Annotated in this window: 16 protein-coding genes; 10 read left to right on the forward strand and 6 right to left on the reverse strand. The window is 65.9% G+C overall.

The window, feature by feature from the left end; genetic code table 11:
- Positions 1–20: 20 nt before the first annotated feature.
- Positions 21–326: a dehydroquinate synthase/iron-containing alcohol dehydrogenase family protein gene (locus tag OCH7691_RS08030; RefSeq protein WP_139839584.1), complete on the reverse strand. Its 306-nt coding sequence runs from the start codon at positions 324–326 to the stop codon at positions 21–23.
- 179 nt (positions 327–505) lie between these two features.
- Here OCH7691_RS08030 and OCH7691_RS22885 point away from each other — a divergent pair, with 179 nt between their 5' ends.
- The 3 genes from OCH7691_RS22885 to OCH7691_RS08040 are packed head-to-tail and all read left to right on the forward strand — an operon-like array spanning position 506 to position 4120.
- On the forward strand, positions 506–1693 hold the full coding sequence (locus tag OCH7691_RS22885; RefSeq protein ID WP_139839585.1) for an ABC-three component system protein: 1188 nt from the start codon (positions 506–508) through the stop codon (positions 1691–1693).
- Positions 1686–2189, forward strand: coding sequence for a three component ABC system middle component (locus tag OCH7691_RS22890; RefSeq protein WP_139839586.1), 504 nt, complete (start codon positions 1686–1688; stop codon positions 2187–2189). The genes OCH7691_RS22885 and OCH7691_RS22890 overlap by 8 nt, the downstream gene beginning before the upstream one ends.
- A complete protein-coding gene (locus tag OCH7691_RS08040) occupies positions 2186–4120 on the forward strand; it encodes a DUF3732 domain-containing protein (RefSeq protein WP_085882821.1) in 1935 nt (644 codons plus the stop codon). The genes OCH7691_RS22890 and OCH7691_RS08040 overlap by 4 nt, the downstream gene beginning before the upstream one ends.
- Before the next feature lie 121 nt (positions 4121–4241).
- Here OCH7691_RS08040 and OCH7691_RS08045 read toward each other — a convergent pair whose 3' ends face one another.
- Positions 4242–5420, reverse strand: coding sequence for an iron-containing alcohol dehydrogenase (locus OCH7691_RS08045; RefSeq protein WP_085882822.1), 1179 nt, complete (start codon positions 5418–5420; stop codon positions 4242–4244).
- A gap of 122 nt (positions 5421–5542) precedes the next feature.
- On the opposite strand from OCH7691_RS08045, the gene OCH7691_RS08050 reads away from it, so the two are divergent.
- The 7 genes from OCH7691_RS08050 (at position 5543) to OCH7691_RS08080 (ending at position 15223) form a co-directional block, all read left to right on the forward strand.
- A complete protein-coding gene (locus OCH7691_RS08050) occupies positions 5543–6940 on the forward strand; it encodes an adenylate/guanylate cyclase domain-containing protein (RefSeq protein WP_139839587.1) in 1398 nt (465 codons plus the stop codon).
- A gap of 84 nt (positions 6941–7024) precedes the next feature.
- Positions 7025–7774, forward strand: a complete 750-nt coding sequence (locus tag OCH7691_RS08055) for an ImuA family protein (RefSeq protein WP_085882824.1) — start codon at positions 7025–7027, stop codon at positions 7772–7774.
- The gene (locus tag OCH7691_RS08060) at positions 7683–9299 is read left to right on the forward strand and encodes a Y-family DNA polymerase (protein WP_139839588.1); all 1617 of its coding nucleotides are present in this window, start codon (positions 7683–7685) and stop codon (positions 9297–9299) included. Before OCH7691_RS08055 ends, OCH7691_RS08060 begins: the two co-directional genes overlap by 92 nt.
- 13 nt (positions 9300–9312) lie before the next feature.
- Positions 9313–12474, forward strand: coding sequence for an error-prone DNA polymerase (locus OCH7691_RS08065; RefSeq protein ID WP_085882826.1), 3162 nt, complete (start codon positions 9313–9315; stop codon positions 12472–12474).
- A 78-nt stretch (positions 12475–12552) separates the two neighbouring features.
- Positions 12553–13383, forward strand: a complete 831-nt coding sequence (locus tag OCH7691_RS08070; RefSeq protein WP_085882827.1) for a class I SAM-dependent methyltransferase — start codon at positions 12553–12555, stop codon at positions 13381–13383.
- Positions 13380–13925: a paraquat-inducible protein A gene (locus OCH7691_RS08075; protein WP_085882828.1), complete on the forward strand. Its 546-nt coding sequence runs from the start codon at positions 13380–13382 to the stop codon at positions 13923–13925. Before OCH7691_RS08070 ends, OCH7691_RS08075 begins: the two co-directional genes overlap by 4 nt.
- A 2-nt stretch (positions 13926–13927) precedes the next feature.
- Entirely contained in the window at positions 13928–15223 is a 1296-nt protein-coding gene (locus OCH7691_RS08080; protein ID WP_085882829.1) for an adenylate cyclase, read from the forward strand.
- Between the two features lie 8 nt (positions 15224–15231).
- On the opposite strand, the gene OCH7691_RS08085 is transcribed toward OCH7691_RS08080, so the two are convergent.
- From OCH7691_RS08085 to OCH7691_RS08100, 4 genes are all read right to left on the reverse strand, one after another.
- Complete coding sequence (locus OCH7691_RS08085) at positions 15232–15924, reverse strand: secretin GspD/PilQ domain-containing protein (RefSeq protein ID WP_085882830.1); 693 nt, start codon at positions 15922–15924, stop codon at positions 15232–15234.
- Between the two features lie 74 nt (positions 15925–15998).
- The gene (locus tag OCH7691_RS08090) at positions 15999–17129 is read right to left on the reverse strand and encodes a two-component system sensor histidine kinase NtrB (RefSeq protein ID WP_176244967.1); all 1131 of its coding nucleotides are present in this window, start codon (positions 17127–17129) and stop codon (positions 15999–16001) included.
- 76 nt (positions 17130–17205) lie between these two features.
- A complete protein-coding gene (locus OCH7691_RS08095; protein ID WP_085882832.1) occupies positions 17206–18384 on the reverse strand; it encodes a vWA domain-containing protein in 1179 nt (392 codons plus the stop codon).
- 37 nt (positions 18385–18421) lie between these two features.
- Entirely contained in the window at positions 18422–19267 is an 846-nt protein-coding gene (locus tag OCH7691_RS08100) for an AAA family ATPase (RefSeq protein ID WP_085882833.1), read from the reverse strand.
- Positions 19268–19307: the final 40 nt, after the last annotated feature.

Below are 19307 nucleotides of genomic sequence, written 5' to 3' on the forward strand. Positions count from 1 at the left end.
CCGGTCGGCCCGAAGCGGCCTCAGGCGGCGTTGAGCAACGTTCCGGCGATCCGTTCCGCGTCCGCCTCGTCGAGGGCGCGGGCGTTCGCCTGGCACATCGGCTGGTTCTCGGGCGCCAGCGTCAGCGCCGCCAGCCGCCCGGCATCGGCACCGGTCAGGCCGCTGTCGTCGAGCGCGATCTTGAGCTCGACCTTGCGCAGGAAGGCGTCGTAATGGGCGGCGAGGCTGGCCGCCAGTTCGGCGTCCGACTTGCCGTCCGAGGGCGCCCCCATGGCGCGCGCGACAACGACCGGAGTTAACGCGCCCCCGTCTTGCCGCCATCTCACCGAGCAGAGATGCCTCGCACCCCTTGCGTTCCCGACAAGGAGGGAGGTTTCATCTTCCCCATACAGGGCCCGACTTACAAACCGCATGCTACACTTGCTGGTGAAAACTTGGGTCGCAAGAATCATTTTTGACTCGTCTTTCCAACATGTTATTTTTGTAAAAAAATGAGAAAAACTATATGAACCAAGATACAAAATATAGTGCTGGTAGCTCCCTGGCCGGATATCTGTTTCAGTGCAGGCTTGCGTTACTCCGCGGGCTTGAACTGGCCCGCAAGAGTCCTGCCAGTGATATATCGATCGAGAAGTTTGACGACATATCCTTTGAAACTGATGATTTGGCAAAGTGCCTCATTCAGGCAAAACATCACATCACTACAAAATCGGTAGACAACAAAAGCGTTGACGTCTGGAAGACAATTGGCATCTGGACCGACGGCTTCGTCAGAGGAGTGTTTCAAGGAGAAAAGACGACGTGCTTTCTTATCACAACGGCAACCGCCGCCGATGGATCAGCGCTCGCAAAGCTTCGTGATGGAGCTTCTGAGCAAGACCGTGCAGATGCTCTTGCTATCCTTCGCAAGGCTGCGGAGGAGTCCAATAACAAGGCCACAGAATCGGCGCGAAAAAAATTTATGAAACTCAGCGATTACGAAGCAAAGCGACTGATTGCAAAGATTACTGTGTACGATAATCACTCGAATCTGACTGATGTAATGAGTGATATTGAAGCCGAGCTTGTGCTTATAGCTCCTGGAAAAACCGGATTGGCAGCTCAGTATCTTGAAGGCTGGTGGTTGAGAGTTGTAGGTGAGCAGTTGATAGCAAGGAAGAGCTCCACGATACCGATTCAGCATATCATCATCAAAGCCAGTGAGATCGGTCGCAGCCTTCAGAAAGAGTCCTTGCCACTGGACGACCCAGATGTACTTGAGGTCAAGGAATACTCTGAAGACGATGAAAGGCGAATTTTTGTTCGCCAGTTGCGGGCGATACAAATTTCCGACAGATATATCGAAGGCGCAGTTTATGATTATTATCGCGCCTACGCTCAAAGGTCGAAATGGGCGCGTGAAAACCTGATACTTGAAAACGAACTTGGAGATTATGACCGGAAACTTGAAGATTCCTGGCGGCGAAAGTTTGATGGCGAGTGCATTTCTTCGGAACCCCTGACCGAAACTGATAGGATAAAGCTTGGCAGATTACTTTACATTTGGGCATCACAGGAGTCTGTCGCTCTCAGAAACATTGTTGAGAAATGGATTACCGCCGGATCGTTTCATGGGCTTTCTGATGAGCTCCGCATTAGGTGGCATCCCGAATTTCCGCAACTCCTGAAAGACGCGGAGATGGAGGATGCGTGAACACTGGCAAGCACATGCTCGCGAGGAAAGTGTTCTCTTCAACCCAGCCTTTTTGGGCTCGCTACTATGTGACTTCAGCCATGAATTCTACAAAGCGAAGAGCGCTCCGTGCCCTGTGACGCTGACATTTCTCGCGGCTGGGATTAGCCTTCATCGCCAGACCCGTCAGATGCTTCCAGGAACAACGGCCACAGCGCTTTATGAGTGGCTACAGGACCATCAGGATGTCCTGGTGGATCTTCCTCGCCGTGTGCGCGGCCTGTCCCCGTTCTTGCGTGAAGCCTTGATGTTTTCTCTGCATCAGAACACCCTTAAGTTTGAGGCTGGTCATGGGTTGGTCGCCGGAACGAAGAAGGGCCACTTCACCCCCGCAATTCTTAAATCAAGCACACCGGATATGATTGGTGTCGTCCAGAGGATGCGGTTTCTCGCCAGATGGTTCGCAAAATCCGGTTCTGAGGCATCGATTCTTGCTGCCTGGGGGGTGCGCCCATGAGCTTTATTATACGCGCTATAGTGCTCTACAGCCATGACGGGCGGAAGCGTATCCTTTCGTTCTCCGCCTCCGGCCTCAATATCATCACAGGGAAATCCAAAACGGGAAAATCGGCGATCATTGATATCGTGGATTACTGCCTGGGGCGGGGCGGCTACAACATTGCTGAAGGTGAGATCAGGCGCCGCGTATCCTGGTATGGGCTTCATCTAGAAAATGCTGGCGATGAGGTATTTGTTGCTCGCGACAATCCCGGACCGGGAACCTCCACTGGATCGAAAGTCTACTACCGGCGCGGCCGAGTTGAAGGCTATCCCGACGTAGAGGAGATCGAGAAAAACATCACAGGTTCCAGCCTGAAGACTCTCATGACGCAGTTTGCTGGAATTGTCGAAAACGAGCATCGCCCGACCACCGGAACGCGCGATCCTTTGAGTGCGAACATTTCTCATTCGCTTTTCATGTGTTTCCAGCCCCAAGGAATCATTGCCAGCAAGGATCAACTGTTTAACCGGATGAACGATGCGTTCAGGGTTCTAGCTCTGCGTGATACCCTGCCTTATTTCCTTGGAGCAGTAGACGAGGACCATTTTCGGCATTTGGCCGAACTGGATGAGTTGCGCAAGAAACTGCGGTTGCTTGAGGCTCAGGAAGCCAAGAAACTTCAAGCGGTTGAGATCAGTAGAGAGCGCGTGGTTCGCCTAGTCAACGAAGGCAAACGACTAGCGCTCATCCCGCAGGAGTTTCAGGTCATCGATGACACGGTTTTTGATTTTCTGATCCAGGTTGCAGGCTCCGATATCGATGAAGTCGCCATCTATACCGATTTTGGAGAAACTGTTGCGCAACTTGAACTTCAGCGCGCAGCGCTTTGGAGGCGGATTTCCGAGTTGAACCAGGACCGCAAAGCCGCTCAAAGTTACGTGTTGGCGCAGAGCGAGTATGGGAGAGAGGTTTCGGAGCAGCGGGCGCGGTTGAGTAGCATCGGCCTTTACAAGGCCGACTGTGGCGATAAATCCCGGTGTCCCGTTTGCAGTGCTGAGCATGACCAGCCCGTCGCGGCTGTTGATGACATTAACAAGGCACTTGCAGGTATCGATGAACAGCTCACCTCGGTTCGCAAAGAAAGTCCGCATCTCCAGCGCCACATCAATGCTCTGGATGCGGAGATCGAGCGGTTGTCCGGTGACTTGCGAGAAACATCCCGTGAATTGCGCGCCGCCATTGCTTCGGATGAAGAGGCCAAGGGCGAGCAGGAGCAGCTTGTTGCCAGAGCCCGTTACATCGGGCGGTTGACCAACTTTCTGGAAACTATATTGCCAAACGAGGAAAACGGACCGGGAGAGAGCGAAATTGATCAGGTCAAGGCTATGATCGAGGCTGTTCTGTCGAAGATCCGCTCTGAAGAAGTCGAATCCAAAATGGATACGTTTTTGGACCTGATTGGTCAAAAGATGACAATGTATTCAAACCGACTTGAATTGGAACACAAGGGCAGCTCTCTTCGCTTGGATGTCAAGAAGCTGACTGTGGTGGCAAACACCGAGAATGGTCCGATCCCGCTCAATCGGATGGGCAGCGGCGAGAATTGGGTTGGATATCACGTGCTCGCGCATCTAGCTCTGCACTGGTGGTTTCGACGTAAATCACGTCCGGTCCCGGCGTTCTTGATCCTCGACCAGCCGACACAGGCGTATTATCCTCCCGACGCACAAGATGGTAGCTTGGATGAGATCGAGATCGATGATGATCGCTCGGCAGTCCTGTCATTGTTCCGCCTGATGCAATCGGCTTGCGAAGAAATTGAGGCGCCGTTTCAGCTTGTTGTCCTCGACCACGCGCATTTGCGCGAAAAGTGGTTTGAAGATGCAATCGTTGAGGAATGGCGCGGCGACAACGCACTCGTGCCGTACGATTGGCCTGTAAACTAGGCGACCTCGTGGAGGCGCTCGAGGCAGAGGGCTTCAGCCGGGACGAGATCGCCGGCATTCTCGGCGCCAACTATCTCGCCCGGGTGACGATGCCCTGATCTGCCGGTCGCCCGAAGCGGCCTCAGGCGGCGTTGAGCAACGTTCCGGCGATCCGTTCCGCGTCCGCCTCGTCGAGGGCGCGGGCGTTCGCCTGGCACATCGGCTGGTTCTCGGGCGCCAGCGTCAGGGCCGCCAGCCGCCCGGCATCGGCACCGGTCAGGCCGCTGTCGTCGAGCGCGATCTTGAGCTCGACCTTGCGCAGGAAGGCGTCGTAATGGGCGGCGAGGCTGGCCGCCAGTTCGGCGTCCGACTTGCCGTCCGAGGGCGCCCCCATGGCGCGCGCGACCGCCGCGTGGCGGGCCGGCGCGGCCTCGGCGTTGAAGTCGAGCGCGGCGCGCAGGCAGAGCCCGACGGCGCGGCCGTGGTGGACGCCGGCGAGCGCGCCGAGCGCGTGCCCCATGGCATGGGCGACGCCGGTGCCCGTCGAATCGAAGCCGAGCCCGGCCAGCGCCGCGGCGATCAGCATCATGCCGCGGGCTTCCAGGTCGTCCGGCGTCGAGACCGCGCGCGGCAGATGCTCGGTGATCAGGCGGATCGCATGCAGGCAGTTGGCGTCGGCGACCGGCTGGCTGCGCTTCACCGTGCAGCCCTCGATCGCATGGACCATGGCGTCGACCCCGGTCGCCGCCGTCAGGTGCTTCGGCAGCGTCACCGTCAGCGTCGGGTCGAGCAGCGCCAGGTCGGCGCGCAGTTCCTCGCCCCAGGCCCAGAGCTTGCGGTGGTCGGCCGAGGTGATGACCGAGGTCCGCGTCACCTCCGAGCCGGTCCCGGCGGTGGTCGGGATCATGATTTTCGGGAGCGGATTCCTCGGCAGCCGGTTCTGGCCGAGTGCGTAGTGTTCCGCCGGCTCCGACGCCGGCGCGATCGCCGCGGCGAGCTTGGCGACGTCAAGCGCCGAGCCGCCGCCGAGCCCGATGACGACACTGCCGGGGTTGGCGCGGGCGATGTCGGCGGCCTGGTCGACCGAGGCGGCGGTCGGATCGCTCTTGACCTCGTGGAACAGGGTCACCTTCAGGCCCCCGCCCCCGACGATGTCGGTGATGCGCCTGGCCACGCCGCTCGCGACGATGCCGGGATCGCTCACCACCAGCACGTGGCGGGCGTCGCGGGCGAGCCGGCCGATATCCTTCGGCAGGCCGTCGACGCGATTCTCGGCGAAGGCGATGGAGCTGGCGCTCTGCTGGGTAAAGGCTGCGGGCATGGTCTTCTGTCCTCCGGTTCTGCGCGAAGGGTAGTCGATGGTGCGCCCGGCGCAAGCCGCTTTTCGACACGGTGTTGCACGCCGGAGCCGGCCGCGCGATTGCAGTTGTGCGGGGACATGGCGTGAGGCAGATTCATCAGCGTTGGCTGATGGGTGTGGCGATGTCGGACTTCCCTGAAATCCGGTATGCGAACAGCGACGGCCTCAGCATTGCCTATCAGGTCTGGGGCGAGGGATCGCGCAATCTGGTGCTGGTTCCCGGGATCTTTTCCCATCTCGAGGCTTTTCTCGAGATGTCGGAATATGCCGACTGGATGCGGGCGCTCAGTTCGTTCTGCAGGGTCATCACCTTCGACAAGCGCGGCAACGGCATGTCCGACCGGATCGTCGGCGCGCCGACCGTCGACGAGCGGGTGATGGACATCCAGGCGGTGATGGATGCGGCGGGGGTGAGCAGTGCAGTGCTCGCCGGTTTCTCCGAGGGATCGGCGCTGGCGCTGGTCTTCGCGGCGCGCGAGCCGGTTCGGATCACCAAGCTGATCATCTGCGGCGGCTTCCCGGCCGGGGAACTGGTGCTCGGGACGCTGACCGAGGAGGACCGGGTCAAGATCCGCCGGCGCCTGCTGGAGAACTGGGGCAAGCCGGGAGGGCGGCATGCGATCGCCCGGTTCGGTCCGGGGCCGGAGGATCCGGCGGGGCAGGAGATCTTCGCCCATGTCTGCCGGCTGGCCGCGACGCCGACGACGATCGCCGCCCTTTACGACCTGCAGATGCGCTTCGATGTCCGCAAGGTCCTGCCCTTTATCCGCCAGCCGACGCTGGTGCTGCGCCGCGCGGAGGAGCCGATCACGCGCGCGATGTCGAAGTCGATCGCCGACGCCGTGCCGAACGGGATCTACCGGGAGCTTCCCGGTTCCGCCCATGTTCCCTTCTTCGGCGACCAGGAGGATTACATCGACGCGATCCGCGACTTCGTGCTCGGCGAGGACGCGGGAGAGACGCCGGTGCCGGGCCGGCGGGTGCTCGCCTCGGTGCTGTTCACCGACCTGGTGAATTCGACCGGGCAGCAGGCCCGCCTCGGCGACAACGTCTTTCGTGAGCTGATAAGCCGTCACGATGCGCTTGCCCGGCGCCTGGTCGAGCGTCACAAGGGACGCTTCATCCACAGCACCGGCGACGGCCTGCTGGCGACCTTCGATACGCCGAGCAACGCGATCGCCTGCGCGGTGGCGCTTCGTGACCGGCTGGCCGGCGGCGAACTCCGCATGCGGGCGGGCGTCCATACCGGCGAGATCGAACTGCGCGGCGACGACATCAGCGGGCTCAGCGTGAACATCGCGTCGCGGATCGCCGACCTGGCGGGGGAAGGCGAGATCGTCACCTCGGACCTGACCCGGCAGCTGATGATCGGCTCGCGGGTGATTTTCGAGGCGCGCGGCGTGGTCAGCCTCAAGGGGGTGCCGGGTGAATGGCCGCTTTATACCGCGTTGTCGACCCAGGCCCCGCCGTCGCGATCTTGACTCCCGGGCGGCCGCGAAATAGAACAAAAAGGGAACATTTATCGAGGCGGCCACCCATGCGCCCCATGCGGCAAGGATGTTGTCGTGACATCGCAGAACAAGGAAAGCCTGCTCGCCGGCCTGCGCGACCGCATCCGCCGGCTGGAGGGGGGCGCCGGCGTGGCGCGCCCGACGATGCGCTTCGGGCTTGCCGCGATCGACGGTCACCTGCCGGGCGGCGGTCTCGCCGCGGGCGGCCTGCACGAGATCGCCGGCGCGCCGGGGGCGGCGGCGGCGGACGGCTTCACGGCGGTGCTGGCGGCCCGGTTCGCCGCCCTGGCCGGGATCGTGCTCTGGGTCCAGCCGCGCCGCGAGGCGGGCGAGGCGGGGCTGCTCTACGGCCCGGCGATGGCCGCTTTCGGGCTGTCGCCCGGGCGCCTGCTGATGGTCGCCGCCGGGACCCGGCAGGAAACCCTCTGGGCGCTCGAGGAAGGCTTGCGGAACCCGGCCGTGACGGTGGTCGTGGGCGAACTCGACCAGTTGCCGCTGGCGCCCAGCCGGCGCCTGCATCTGGCGGCCGAGGCGACCGGCGCGACGGCGCTGATCCTGCGCCGCTCGCCCGCCCCGGAGGACTTCGCCCCGAATGCCGCGCTCAGCCGCTGGGCGGTCTCGGCCGGGCCGGCGATGGACGGCGCCCCGGTCTGGCGGCTCCGGCTCTGGCGCCTGCGCGGCGGCCGGCCGGGGGAATGGCGGGTGCGCTTCGATGAGGAAACGCTTCGTTTCGATCTGGCTGCCCCGCTGGCCGACGGAACGGTTGCAGCGCCGGCGCGCGCGGGCCGGGCGGGCGGCGCCTGAGCGGTCGGCCGGGCAATCGGCGGATCTGGAACCGCTCGCCCTCGTCCGTCACGAGCGCGGCACCGTGCGGCTTGCCGCCGTCGATGCCGTCGCGGCCGGCGAAGGCGTCGGCCCGGGCATGACGCTCGCCGATGCCCGCGCCGTGCTGCCGTCGCTGCGGGTCGCCATGGCCGACCCGGTCGGCGACCGCGCCGCGCTGGAGGCGCTGGCCGACTGGTGCGGCCGCTGGAGCCCGTGGACGGCGACCGACGGCGCCGACGGCCTGGTCCTGGAGATCACCGGCGTCGCCCACCTGTTCGGCGGCGAGGAGGCCTTTGCGGCGCTCATCGCCGGAACCCTCGACGGCCTGGGTTTGAGCGCCCGGATCGCCGTCGCCGACAGCCCCGCCGCCGGCTGGGCGCTGGCCCGCTTCGCCGATGCCGGCGGGCGGCCGCTGATCGTCCCGGCGGGCGAGGGGGCGGCCGCGCTGGACCCTCTTCCGGTCGCCGCCCTCCGTCTCGAGGCCGACACCGTCGCCGCGCTCGACGGGCTCGGGCTGCGCACCATCGGCGCCCTCGCCGGGCTGGCCCGCGGCCCGCTGGTCCATCGTTTCGGACCGGGCGTGATGCGCCGCCTCGACCGGGCGCTGGCCCGCGAGGACGAGCCGGTGACGCCGCGCCGGCCGCCGGCCGCCTGCCGGAGCCGCCTCGCCTGGCCCGAGCCGATCGGCCATCTGGCCGACATCGAGGCGGCGACCGGGCAATTGCTGGACACCCTCGTGGACATGCTTGACCGTCGCGGCGAGGGCGCGCGGCGACTCGAACTGGCGCTTTACCGGGTCGATGGCGAGGTCCGCCGGGTCACCGTCGGGACCAGCCTGCCGAGCCGGACGAGCGGCCATCTGATGCGGCTCTTCCGGGAACGCATCGGCGATCTCGATCTCGGCTTCGGGGTCGAGACGATGATCCTCTCCTGCCTTGTCGCGGCGCCGCTGCCGCCCCGCCAGGCGGCCCTGCCCGCCGACCGCGCGGCCGGCGCCGATCCCGCTGCCCGGCCGGGCCTGACGGCCTCGGCGGCGATGGAGAGCCTGGGCGAACTGGTCGACCGGCTGGAGAATCGTCTCGGCCCGCGCCGGGTGGTCCGTGCCCGGCCATTCGGCAGCCACCTGCCGGAACGCGCCGTCGAACGGGTGCCGGCGCTCGGCGAACCGTTTTCCGGGGGCGTCACCTGGCCCGGCGGGATCGTCCGCCCGCTCCGCCTGCTGCCGGTGCCGGAGCCGGTCGAGGTCGAGGCCGCCGGGCCCGGCGCGGTACCGGATTTCTTCCGCTGGCGGCGGATCGGCTACCGGGTCGCCCGGGCCGAGGGGCCGGAACGGCTTGGCCCCGAATGGTGGCACGAGGTCGCGGCGCAGAGCCGCGATTACTACCGGATCGAGGATCTCGAGGGACGGCGCTTCTGGCTGTTCCGGCAGGGCCTCCTCCGGGAGCGCGGGCCGGCCGCGGAACGGGCCGGGCTCGACTGGTTCCTGCATGGCCTGTTCGCCTGACCGGAGGGCCCCGATGTCCGCCTATGCCGAACTGGAGATCGCCAGCAATTTCAGCTTCCTGCACGGCGCCAGCCATGCCTGGGAATATGCCGGGAGGGCGAAGATGCTGGGCCTCACCGCCTTCGCCGTCACCGACCGCAACAGCCTGGCCGGCGTGGTCCGCGCCCATGTCGCGGCGAAGGAGGCGGGCATCCGCTTCGTGGTCGGCGCCCGGCTCGATTTCCGCGACGGGCGGAGCCTGCTCTGCTATCCGACCGACCGTGCCGCCTATGGCCGGCTGTCCCGGCTGATCACGCTCGGCCGGCGCCGCGCGCCGAAGGGCGAATGCCATCTCGATGTCGCCGACTTCCTCGACCATGGCGAGGGCCAGATCGCGATCGCGCTGGCCGAGCGCGCCGACGAGCCCGGCCTCGCCGACTGGCTGGTCCGGCTCCGCGACGGCCTTGGTCCCGGCGCGCTTCACCTGGCGCTCCATCATCTCTGCCGGGGCGACGACGAGCGCCGCATCGCCGGTCTTGTCGCGCTCGCCGGGCGGCTCGAGATCCCGGTTGTCGCCTGCAACGCGGTCCATGCCCACGCGCCGGAACGGAAGCGGTTGCAGGACGTGCTGGTCTGCATCCGCGAGGGGGTGACGATCGACGCCGCGGGGCACCGCCTGTTCGCCAACGGCGAGCGCCACCTGAAGGGCCCGGCCGAGATGGCGGCCCTGTTCGCCCGCTGGCCCGAGGCGTTGGCGGCCGGCCTGCGGATCGTCGAAGCCTGCCGTTTCAGCCTCGACGAACTGGCCTACGAATATCCGAAGGAACTCAGTTCCTCGGGCCGGAGCCCGCAGGAGGAACTGGAGCACCTGACCCGGGCCGGGGCGGCGAAGCGCTATCCGGACGGGGTGCCGGAGAAGGTGCGGACGGCGCTCGGGCACGAACTCGACCTGATCGGTTCGCTCGGCTACGCGCCCTATTTCCTGACGGTCGAGGATATCGTCCGCTTCGCCCGTGGTCGCGGCATCCTCTGCCAGGGACGGGGCTCGGCGGCCAATTCGGCGGTCTGCTACTGCCTCGGCATCACCGCCGTCGACCCGGCCCGGGCCGACCTGCTGTTCGAGCGCTTCGTCTCGGCCGCGCGCCGGGAACCGCCCGACATCGACGTCGATTTCGAGCATGAGCGGCGCGAGGAGGTGATCCAGTATATCTACGCCAAGTACGGCCGCGAGCGGGCCGGGCTGGCGGCGACGGTGATCTCCTATCGCCCGAAGATGGCGATCCGCGAGGTCGGCAAGGCGCTCGGGCTTTCCGAGGATGTCGTCGCCGTGCTCGCCCGCACCGTCTGGGGCCGCCACCGCGATGGCCTGCAGCGCGATCAGATCCGCGAGGCCGGCCTCGATCCGGAGGAGCCGCGCCTCGCCCTGGTGCTGGAACTGGCCGAAACCCTGCTCGGCTTCCCCCGCCATCTTTCCCAGCATGTCGGCGGCTTCGTCATCACCGAGGGGCCGCTCTGCGAACTGGTGCCGATCGAGAACGCGGCGATGGCCGACCGCACCGTGGTCGAATGGGACAAGGACGACCTCGACGCCCTCGGCATCCTCAAGATCGACGTGCTGGCGCTCGGCATGCTGACCTGCATCCGCAAGGCCTTCGCCCTGCTCGCCAGCCATTACGGAAAACGTTATACCCTGGCCGGCGTGCCGCCCGAGGTGCCGGCGGTCTACGACATGCTGTGCCGGGCCGATTCGGTCGGCGTCTTCCAGGTCGAGAGCCGGGCCCAGATGTCGATGCTGCCGCGGCTCAAGCCGCGCACCTTCTACGACCTGGTGATCGAGGTCGCGATCGTCCGCCCGGGGCCGATCCAGGGCGACATGGTGCATCCCTACCTGCGCCGCCGTTCGGGCGAGGAGGCGGTCGAGTTCCCGTCGGAGGATCTTCGCCAGGTGCTCGGCAAGACGCTCGGCGTGCCGCTCTTCCAGGAACAGGCGATGCGCATCGCCATCGTCGCCGCCGGCTTCACACCGGCCGAGGCCGACCAGTTGCGCCGCGCCATGGCGACCTTCCGGCGGAACGGCACGATCCACAGCTTCCGGGAGAAGATGATCGACGGCATGACGGCGCGCGGCTACGAGGCCGAGTTCGCCGAGCGCTGTTTCAGCCAGATCGAGGGCTTCGGCGAGTACGGTTTCCCGGAAAGCCACGCGGCGAGCTTCGCCCTGCTGGTCTATGTCTCGGCCTGGCTCAAGCATGTCTATCCGGCGGTCTTCGCCTGCGCGCTGCTGAACAGCCAGCCGATGGGTTTCTACGCCCCGGCCCAGATCGTTCGCGATGCCCGCGAACATGGCGTCGTCGTGCGCCCGGTCGACGTCAACCGGAGCGACTGGGACGCCACCCTGGAAAGGACCGTCGGCGCCCCCGACGGCATCGCCCTTCGGCTCGGCTTCCGCGAGGTCAAGGGCTTCCGCGCGGCGGCGGCCGAGGCGCTGGTCGCCGCCCGGGGCGACGGTTACGACACCGTACATGCGCTGTGGCGGCGAAGCGGGCTCGGCCCGGCCGAACTCGAACGGCTCGCCGAGGCGGATGCCTTCGGTTCGCTCGGCCTCGGCCGGCGCGAGGCGCGCTGGGCGATCCGGGGCCTGGGCGAGACACCGCTGCCGCTCTTCGCCGCGGCCGAGGCGCGGGAACGCGCCGGCCATAACGGGGCGCCCGTGGCGCTCCTGCCGGAGCCTGTCGTGCGCCTGCCCGACATGCCGGTCGGCGAGGCGGTGATCGAGGATTACGCGAGCCTCAGGATGTCGCTCCGCGCCCATCCGATGGAACTTCTGCGATCCCAGATGCGGGCCGTCGACGTGGTTCCGGCGGCGACGCTCAAGGACATGAAGGACGGCATGCCGGTCCGCGTCGCCGGACTGGTGCTGGTCCGCCAGCGTCCCGGCACGGCGCAGGGCGTGATCTTCGCGACCCTCGAGGACGAGACCGGGATCGCCAACATCATCGTCTGGCCGACGATCTTCGAGCGCTTCCGCCGGACCGTGCTGACCAGCCGGCTGCTCTGCGTCCAGGGCATCGTGCAGAAGGAGGGGCTGGTGATCCATGTGATCGCCCGCCGGCTTGTCGATTACGGCGAATATCTCGCCACGTTGCGCCATCGCGAGGCTGCGGCGACAATGCCGAAAGGCCGCAACTTTCACTGAAAAAGACGCTACGCTGGCGGCCCCGGGATATCCATATAGGCGGACAGGGCGGCACCCCGGGCGGTCGAGGAGGAAGGGATGAGCGGACAGGACGCAACCGTGACCGCGCATTACACGCGCGGCGACCTGAAAACGCGTTTGCTGGATCTGCTGCGCGAGGCGGGCAAGGATCCCGACCGGCTGACCACGGCCGACCTGGCACCGGTGGACGAGTTCCACATCCGCGGCCGCGAGGCGACGGAAGAACTGATCCAGGCGACCGGCTTCGTCGCCGACGATCATATCCTCGATGTCGGCAGCGGCATCGGCGGCCCGGCCCGGCATCTGGCCGAGGCGGTCGGCTGCCGGGTCACCGGCGTCGACCTCACGCCCGCCTTCTGCGAGGCGGCGACCATGCTCGCGGCCCGCGTCGGGCTCGCCGACCGGGTCACCTACCGGGCCGCGAACGCCCTCGACATGCCATTTGCCGACGGCGCCTTCGACGGCGCCTGGACCCAGCATGTCGCCATGAACATCGCCGACAAGGCGGCACTCTACCGCGAGATCCGGCGCGTCCTGAAGGCCGGCGCGGTGTTCGCCCTCTATGATGTCATGCTCGGCCCGGCCGGCGATCCGCACTACCCGGTGCCCTGGGCGGCCGAACCCGGAATCAGTTTCCTCGAGACCCCGGACCGCGTGCGCAGCCTCGTCACCGAGGCCGGCTTCGAGATCGTCGACAGCTGGGACCGCTCGCCCGAGGGGCTGGCCTGGTTCGAGGCCGCTGCCGCCCAGGCTGGAAAGGCCGGTCCGCCGCCGCTCAGCCTGGCCGCCCTGCTCGGCGCCGAGTTCCGGGACATGGCCCGCAACATGCGGCGCAACCTGGCGGAACAGCGGATCGCGCTGGTCGCGTTGACGGCCCGCGCCGCGTGACCTCGCCGCCCGCACCTGCCACCGCGCCGAGTCTCGCCGGCCGCGCCGCCGGCCTCGACCGGGCGCTCGGCCCGGCACTCGTGCTCGCCGCGGGTCTGCTCGTCGCCGGCGTCGCGCTGCCCTTCGTCCAGGTCGAGCGCTTCTTCATCTTCACCGACCAGTACTCGCTGCTCTCGGCTATCGGCAGGCTCGCGGCCGAGCGGCATTTCCTGCTGGCGTTCGTGGTCGGGCTGTTCTCGCTGGTCTTCCCGCTCGTCAAGCTGGCCGCCGCAGGCTGGCTGTGGTTCATCAGGAACCCGGCCGATCCGGGCTTCGCGCGCCTCGTCCACCGGCTCGAGGCCATCGGCAAATGGTCGATGCTCGACGTCTTCGTCGCCGCCCTGCTGGTCTTCTCGCTGAAGGCATCGGCGGTCGCCGACGCCCGGCTGGCGCCCGGTCTCTACCTGTTCGTCGCGGCGATCCTGCTGTCGATGCTGGCGGTGACGCGGATCGGCGTCCTGGCGCGCCGCCATGCCGGCGACAAACGCGGAAACGGAGGGTAGGAATGTTCGACACGCTGGTTCGCCTGTTCGGTGGCGACCCGTCGCGCGAGACGCCGATATCGCGGGGCGTGCTGAAGCCCTTCACGCTGCGTTTCCTCGACAAGACACTCGAGGCCCGCTACTGGGAGGATCAGCGCGACGGCGACCTGTTCTGGTCGCGCGTCGTCTTCGCCTTTCTCTTCGGCATCAATTGCCTGTTCGCGATCGTCGACGTCCTGACGGTGAGCGAGGGCCTCGGCACGGTGCTCTGGCTCCGTCTCGGACTGCTGAACGCGCTGGCGATATTCTGCTTCTTGCTCACTTACCGGCCGTTCTTCCGCCGGCGGCACGAATGGCTGCTCCATCTCACGGCGATCAGCCACACGCTGGTCTATCTCGCGATGAACCGGGTCGCGGACGTCGGCGAGGGCACGTCCTTCGGCTTCTCGCTCGCGGTGCTCGGGATTTACGTGCTGCTGCCGATGGACCTGATCTACAGCGTCTCGATCGGCCTGCAATGCACCGCGATCTTCCTCGGAGTGTCCTGGTTCGGCGAAACGCTGCCGCCGGAAGTTCTCATCGGCCTGACCAGCCAGGTGGCGATCGCCAACGTCATCGGCCTGTTCGCCCGTTACCGGGCGGAACGCTTCCGCCGGCTCGACTATATCAACATGCGCGGCATCGAGGCGGAGCGGGGCCGCTACCGGGCCCTGCTGGAACGTATCCTGCCGGTCCCGATCGCCGCGCGGCTGCAGGCCGGGGAACGGCAGATCGGCGACCGCTTCGAGGCGGTGACGATCCTGTTCGCCGACCTGGTCGGCTTCACCCGCCAGATGGCGGCGACGCCCGATGCCGTGATCGACATGCTGAACCGGGTCTTCGACGCCTTCGACGCGGCGGTCGAGCAATGCGGGCTGGAGAAGATCAAGACCATCGGCGACGCCTACATGGTCGGGTCGGGCATCCCGGTGCCGCGCGCCGACCACCTGGAAGCGGCGGCAGGGCTGGCGCTGGAGCTGAGGCGGATCGCCGAGGGATTCACCTGGCCGTCGGGCGAACCCGTGGTGCTCCGGATCGGCATCCACACCGGGCCGCTGATGGCCGGGGTGATCGGCGACAAGCGCTTCCTCTACGACGTCTGGGGCGACACGGTGAATGTCGCGAGCCGCCTGGAGCGGATGGCCGAGCCGGGCCGGATCCAGGTCTCCGACGCGGTGCATGACGGTCTGAACGGCGACTTCCGCCTGGAATCGCGCGGCGAGATCGAGGTCAAGGGGCGCGGCATGATGCCCGCCTGGTACCTGGAAGCGGCGGGCTAGGGGCCGCCTCACTCCTCGTTGTTGAGGATGATCGTCGGCTTGATGAGGAGGATGAGCTCGTTCCGCCTGGTGCGGTGCGCCTCGCCCCGGAACAGGGCCGCCAGTCCCGGGACATCCGACAGCATCGGCACCCCGGAGGCGCTTTTCGTCGTGCCGTCGGCGACCAGGCCGCCGAGGATGGTAGCGCCGTTCTCGGGCATCAGCCGGGTGACGACTTCGCGCGTCGCCACTCTCGGCGGGGCGGCGAAACGATAGCTGTAGTCGGCGTTCAGGATCACCAGGTCGAGGTCGGCCGTGGCAACCTGTGGCGTGACGGAGACCAGAATCGTCGGCGGCTCGATCAGCACGTCGCCGACCCGCGTCTCGTCCGTGAAATCGTCCGCCGACCAGCCCGCACGGGTCAAGCCGGCGAGAAAGCCGAGATTGATACGGTTCTCGTTTTCCCGGACGATCCCGAAATCGACGCCGAATTCCCGGATCTCGTCCCGGGAAGAGGTGAGCAGCACCGTCTCGATCCGCACCTGGGTCTGCCCCGGCAGGCGGAGGAGCAATTCCCGGAGCCGCGCGGTATCGCCACCGCTGCCGGCATCGCCGCCGCGATCGCCGTCGTTGCCGGCCTCCTGCGCACGGCCGCCATGGGGGGCGGCGAGCATCAGGGCCGCGAGGATCGCGACACAGGAAAGGAGGGAGGTTAGCCGCATCGCTCTGCCCCCGCGTGAATATTACGAACGACTGTTATGATAGCCGCACCCGGCCGCCGGGCCAATGGCCGTGATCAGGCGGCCGGGCCGGCCCCGTCGTTCGGGCCGGGGACGAGGCGCGGAAGATAGAGTTCGACGGTCGTGCCCTTGCCCGGGGCGGAGTGGAGCGTGATATGGCCGCCCGACTGCCTTGCGAAGCCGTAGGCCATCGCCAGGCCGAGGCCCGACACGTGACCGACACCCTTCGTCGTGAAGAAGGGCTCGAACGCCTGGTCGACGACAGCAGCCGTCATGCCCGCGCCGGTATCGGTCACCGAGAAGCGGACATAATCGCCGGCCGTGACGGCGGCATGACGTGTCGCGTATCGGGCATCGAGCCGGACATTGTCGGCCGCGATGGTGAGTGTGCCGCCGGCGGTCATGGCCTCGTGCCCGTTGATCGCCAGGTTGACGAGTGCGGTTTCCAGGTCGCGGTCGTCGGCGAAGCAGGTCCAGAGCCCGTCCTCGATGGCGATGCGAAGCGAGATCTCCGCCCCGAGGACGTCCTCGATCAGGGCCTTGCGGCCGCGCAGGAAGGCCGCCCCGTCGATCGGCCCCGGGGTCAGCAATTGCCGCCGGGAATAGGCGAGCAGGCGCCGGGTCAGACCGGCCCCGCGATCGGCGGCGTCGAGCGCGCGTGTCAGCGCCTCGTGGAGCGGCGCCGGCAGATCGCCGGCGAGCGCGATATCCAGATTGCCGAGGACGATCGCGAGGAGGTTGTTGAAATCGTGGGCGACCCCGCCGGCGAGCGCGCCGATGGCGGTCATCGTCTGGTCCTGGCGGAGCCGCTCCTCGAGCAGGCGGGCCTCGGTCACATCCTCGACGATACCGGCGTGATAGAGCGGCTTGCCCTCCGGGTCGCGGACAAGAAAGGCACGGTCGTGCAGCCATTTCAGGGTGCCGTCGGGATGGACGACCCGGAAGGTCATGTCGAAGCTGCCGGCCGCCTGCAGGGGCAGCCTGGCCTCCACCGCCTCACGATCGTCCGGGTGGACGGCGTTCAGCCAGTCAAGGGGATCGCTCTCGAGCGGCGCGGCGGAGCGGCCGTAGAGTTCTTCGTAATTGCCGACAAGGAAGAGGTTTTTCGTCTGTTCAGGATTATCCGCCCAGAACACCTGGTTCATGCGCTTGGCGATCTCCTGATAGGCGTATAATTCGCCCGGCAAGGTCGACATCATCTTGTCTGTACCTCATACGCTACTGTTACTGATTACTCTCAACGTCCGGTGCCCCCTGGCGGGATCACCGGGTCAGTTCCTTCATCGCTCCTTCGAGGCCGGCAATGGTCAGCGGGAACATGCGGTTTTCCATCAGTTCCCGCATCATCTGCACCGAGGGGGTGTAGTCCCAGTATTTCTCCTGCACCGGGTTCAGCCAGACCGCCTTCGAATAGACGTCCAGCATCCGCCGCATCCAGACCTGTCCGGCCTCCTCGTTCCAGTGTTCCACGCTGCCGCCCGGGTAGGCGATCTCGTAGGGACTCATCGTGGCGTCGCCGACAAACACCAGCTTGTAGTCGGCCGGGTAGGTATGCATCACCTCGAAGGTCGGCTTGAACTCGGAATGGCGCCGACGGTTGTCCTTCCACAACTTTTCATAGAGACAGTTATGGAAGTAATAATACTCGAGATGCTTGAACTCGCCGCGCGCCGCCGAGAACAGTTCCTCGCAGGCCCGGATATGGTCGTCCATCGAGCCGCCGACATCGAACAGGATCAGGACCTTGACCGCGTTGTGGCGCTCCGGCCGCATCTTGATGTCGAGCAGCCCGGCGTTGCGCGCGGTCGAGCGGATCGTGTCGTCGAGGTCGAGCTCCTCGGCCGCGCCCTCGCGGGCGAAGCGGCGTAGCCGTTTCAGGGCGACCTTGATGTTGCGCGTGCCGAGTTCGATCGAATCGTCGAGGTTCTGGTACTCGCGCTTGTCCCAGACCTTGACGGCCCGCCGGTTGCGGGAGCCCTCCTGGCCGATCCGGACGCCTTCCGGATTGTAGCCGTAGGCGCCGAACGGCGAGGTGCCGGCGGTGCCGATCCATTTCGATCCGCCCTGGTGGCGCTTCTTCTGTTCCTCGAGCCGCTTCTGGAGTTCCTCCATCAGCTTCTCGAAGCCGCCCATGGCCTCGATCGCCTTCTTCTCCTCCTCGCTGAGCGCGAGTTCGGCGAGCTTGCGCAGCCATTCCTCCGGAATCTCGGCTTCCGACGCCTCGGAAATGAACTCGATCCCGTTGAAGCACTGGCCGAAGACGCGGTCGAACTTGTCGATATTCTTCTCGTCCTTCACCAGCGTGGCGCGGGCGAGATAGTAGAACTGCTCGACCGAGTAGTCGGCGACGCCGGCCTTCAGTGCCTCCGTGAGCGTCAGGTATTCGCGCAGGCTGCAGGGAAGCTTGGCGTCGCGAAGCTGCAGGAAGAAGTTGATGAACATTGGCGTCGACCTCCGGTCCGGGCGTCAGTGCGGTCCGTCAGTTGCGCTCGCGGCGGGCGAGGAAGGCGAGGCGCTCGAACAGATGCACGTCCTGCTCGTTCTTCAGCAGCGCACCATGCAGCGGCGGGATCAGCTTCGCCGGGTCGCGCGAACGCAGCACCTCGACCGGCAGTTCCTCGGCCATCAGCAGTTTCAGCCAGTCGAGCAGTTCGCTGGTCGACGGCTTCTTCTTCAGCCCCGGCGTCTCGCGAACCTCGAAGAACACCGACAGCGCCTCGCGCAGCAGGTCCTTCTGCACGTTCGGGAAATGGACCTCGACGATTTCCTTCATCGTCTCGGTGTCGGGGAAGCGGATGTAGTGGAAGAAACAGCGGCGCAGGAAGGCGTCGGGCAGTTCCTTCTCGTTGTTCGAGGTGATGACGACGATCGGCCGGCGCTCGGCGACGACGGTTTCGCCGGTCTCGTAGACGAAGAACTGCATGCGGTCGAGTTCGAGTAGCAGGTCGTTCGGGAACTCGATGTCGGCCTTGTCGATCTCGTCGATCAGCAGCACCGGGCGCTCGGGCGCGGTGAAGGATTCCCAGAGCTTGCCCTTCTTGATGTAGTTGCGGATGTCGTGGACCTTCTCGTCTCCGAGCTGGGAATCGCGCAGCCGAGAGACTGCGTCGTATTCGTAGAGGCCCTGCTGCGCCTTGGTCGTCGACTTGATGTGCCATTCCATCAGCGGCGCGCCGATCGCCTTGGCGATCTCGTGCGCCAGCACGGTCTTGCCGGTGCCGGGTTCGCCCTTGATCAGCAGCGGTCGCTCCAACGTGATGGCGGCGTTGACGGCGACCATCAGGTCTTCCGTGGCAACGTAGCGATCGGTCCCTTTAAACTTCATACGATCCTCGAGGAATTCAGACATGCGCCAACGCCGGATG

The organism is Oceanibacterium hippocampi, from assembly GCF_900172325.1.
GTDB classification, from domain to species: Bacteria; Pseudomonadota; Alphaproteobacteria; order Sneathiellales; family Sneathiellaceae; genus Oceanibacterium; species Oceanibacterium hippocampi.

Bases quoted from the DNA above. Each gene is read 5' to 3' on its own strand.
- OCH7691_RS22885 (WP_139839585.1), top strand. From the start codon at position 506: ATGAACCAAGATACAAAATATAGTGCTGGTAGCTCCCTGGCCGGATAT.
- OCH7691_RS22890 (WP_139839586.1), top strand. From the start codon at position 1,686: ATGCGTGAACACTGGCAAGCACATGCTCGCGAGGAAAGTGTTCTCTTC.
- OCH7691_RS08040 (WP_085882821.1), top strand. From the start codon at position 2,186: ATGAGCTTTATTATACGCGCTATAGTGCTCTACAGCCATGACGGGCGG.
- OCH7691_RS08045 (WP_085882822.1), bottom strand. From the start codon at position 5,420: ATGCCCGCAGCCTTTACCCAGCAGAGCGCCAGCTCCATCGCCTTCGCC.
- OCH7691_RS08060 (WP_139839588.1), top strand. From the start codon at position 7,683: ATGAGGAAACGCTTCGTTTCGATCTGGCTGCCCCGCTGGCCGACGGAA.
- OCH7691_RS08065 (WP_085882826.1), top strand. From the start codon at position 9,313: ATGTCCGCCTATGCCGAACTGGAGATCGCCAGCAATTTCAGCTTCCTG.
- OCH7691_RS08070 (WP_085882827.1), top strand. From the start codon at position 12,553: ATGAGCGGACAGGACGCAACCGTGACCGCGCATTACACGCGCGGCGAC.
- OCH7691_RS08080 (WP_085882829.1), top strand. From the start codon at position 13,928: ATGTTCGACACGCTGGTTCGCCTGTTCGGTGGCGACCCGTCGCGCGAG.
- OCH7691_RS08085 (WP_085882830.1), bottom strand. From the start codon at position 15,924: ATGCGGCTAACCTCCCTCCTTTCCTGTGTCGCGATCCTCGCGGCCCTG.
- OCH7691_RS08095 (WP_085882832.1), bottom strand. From the start codon at position 18,384: ATGTTCATCAACTTCTTCCTGCAGCTTCGCGACGCCAAGCTTCCCTGC.
- OCH7691_RS08100 (WP_085882833.1), bottom strand. From the start codon at position 19,267: ATGAAGTTTAAAGGGACCGATCGCTACGTTGCCACGGAAGACCTGATG.